The organism is Oleiphilus sp. HI0123, from assembly GCF_001635315.1.
Window position 1 is genome coordinate 1 of the sequence record NZ_LWGE01001767.1, and the last position, 2,323, is coordinate 2,323.

Genomic DNA, 2,323 nt, shown 5'->3' on the forward strand with positions numbered 1-2,323 from the left:
AAGGCTAATCGCTTCGCGTAACCAAGACAGATTCTCCTGGTGCAGGTCACCATAATTTCTTTTGATGTCTAACAGCTGGATGCCAGAAAAGGTTTGAGCTTTTTTAAGACTTTCCATCTTGGTTTCGTACTCTTGATTATCGACAACATCGCCTTGCATCAAGCGCTTAATCACTCTGTCAATATGCCCGCTCTCTGCGTAGCCAGCAGCTGTGTATAAGTTATGTACGCGGAAGGCAAGTGTGCCGAGCAAAGTAAGTAATGCTATTTCAAGGCTATGTATGAAAACAACCAGCATTGTTTAGTCTCCAAATTCTCAAATGTGACGACATTATACATCATGTAATTCTATGTAAATGGAATTGGGTAGCGTTAAGCTAGAGTACAGGTTCACACAAGTGCAGCGGATTTACAGTGTTTTACATTTTTGATTAGTGCTGGGGGAGGGGCAATAGACTACTTAAGAAGAGGATGCTTAAGCAGTCTTTAGGTCACTTTCAATGAAGAAATTATGCATTTTCTTGAAGGTCAATGGCCGGCTAAAGAAGTATCCTTGAGCATAGTCGCATTTATTGATTACCAAGAAGTCTCTTTGGTCGATATTTTCAACGCCTTCTGCAACGACCTTCAGGTTAAGTTTATGTGCAACGGCAATGACCGCAGACGCGATTTCCATGGCATTGAGGTCATCAGGAATATCGTAAACAAATGACTGGTCAATTTTCAGAATATCTACAGGTAGGCTCTTTAAATAACTTAAAGAGGAGTAGCCTGAACCAAAGTCATCGATGGTAATAGTGGAACCAGTAGATTTGATGCTATTGAGTTGAGCTATGACAGCATCAATGTCATTCATTAGCATACTTTCGGTTACTTCTATTTCCAGGTTTTCTGCGGCGAGGCCTGAATGCTCGAGGGCGCTTGAAACAACATTTACCAGTTCCGGGTCATCAAACTGGCGTGGCGATAAGTTAACTGCAACTCTCAATGAGCGACCAGTTAGGGCATTTAATTGCATGATTTCTTTACATGCGTTTCTCAGCACCCATTCACCAATTTGTACGATCAAGCCGGTCTCTTCGGCTACGGGAATAAAGTCAGCAGGGGAAATGTCTCCCTTCGTCGCATGCTCCCAGCGTATCAGAGCTTCAACGCTAGATATTTCACCCGTCTTCAGATTAATTTGAGGCTGATAGTTTAGGTAAAAGTCGTTATTTTTAATTGCTTCACGTAATTCATTTTCAATTTCCAGAAGCTTGTTTGCGCGGAGGTTTAAGGCTTCAGTAAAGAAGTGGTAGCCATCTCGACCGTTCTCTTTAGCCATATATAAGGCAAGGTCGGCGTTCTTCATGAGCGTTTCGCTATTGATGCTGTCTGTTGGTGCTAAGGTAATGCCGATACTTGTTGATACAATCACCTCATGTTTACCCAACCTAACTGGTTCCTTAAGAGTGTCCAGGATCGTTTGAGCAATGGCAGATATTTTATCGATATCGGATATATCGTTAAGCAGAATGGTAAATTCATCCCCCCCTAAACGGGCAACTGTATCTTGCTTTCGAACACAGGATTTTAAACGGTCAGCAACCGTAAGCAGTAATTGATCACCTGCCTGGTGTCCCAGCGTGTCGTTGATGCGTTTAAATTGGTCTAGGTCGAGAAAGAACAGCGCTGTCAGTTTTTGATGTCGTCGTGCATTAAGAATGGATTGGTGCAGTCGATCAATAAAAAGCCGACGGTTTGCTAAACCGGTCAGGGAGTCAAAAAGAGCCAAGTGCTCCATTTTCTGGGTAGCTTCTTTTAAGGCTGTGACGTCAACGGCGGACAGGACGTAACTACTAATTTCGTTATGTTTATCATAGACGGCCGAGATCGTAATAGTGTTCCAGAAAACGCTAGAATCTTTCTTAGAGCAAAGAATTTCACCTTCCCAACTATCTTGTTTTTGCAGGAAGCCGCTATCGAGAGCACAAATATCAGCTGCGCAATGTTCAGAGCTTGGTTTGAGAATGCCGATTGGCTTATTTACGATTTCGTCGCGTTGGTAGCCCGTTATTTGGCAAAACTTGTCATTTACATATTCAATCAAGCCTGAGCTGCTTGTAATAACAATACTGGAACCACTATTTGTTACCGCGCTACTTAGTTTCGACATGAGTTGTTCGGTAGCTTCATGCGACTTTACGTTGTTTTTTAGCCGGGCATTAAGACGGAACAAAATGAAGCACAGTGTCCCAAACAATGCTGCCAGTCCTGCACTTGCCATGAGTTTCAATAGCATTGTCGAGCTTTCAGTATCCTCAACCGATACCGCAGCTAACACT

Annotated in this window: 2 protein-coding genes; both read right to left on the reverse strand. The window is 42.9% G+C overall.

The window, feature by feature from the left end:
* Nucleotides 1-297 (reverse strand): hypothetical protein (locus A3761_RS23825; protein WP_156492079.1); only part of this gene is annotated, 297 nt, incomplete at its 3' end.
* A 177-nt stretch (nucleotides 298-474) separates the two neighbouring features.
* Nucleotides 475-2,323 (reverse strand): EAL domain-containing protein (locus A3761_RS23830; RefSeq protein WP_156492080.1); only part of this gene is annotated, 1,849 nt, incomplete at its 5' end.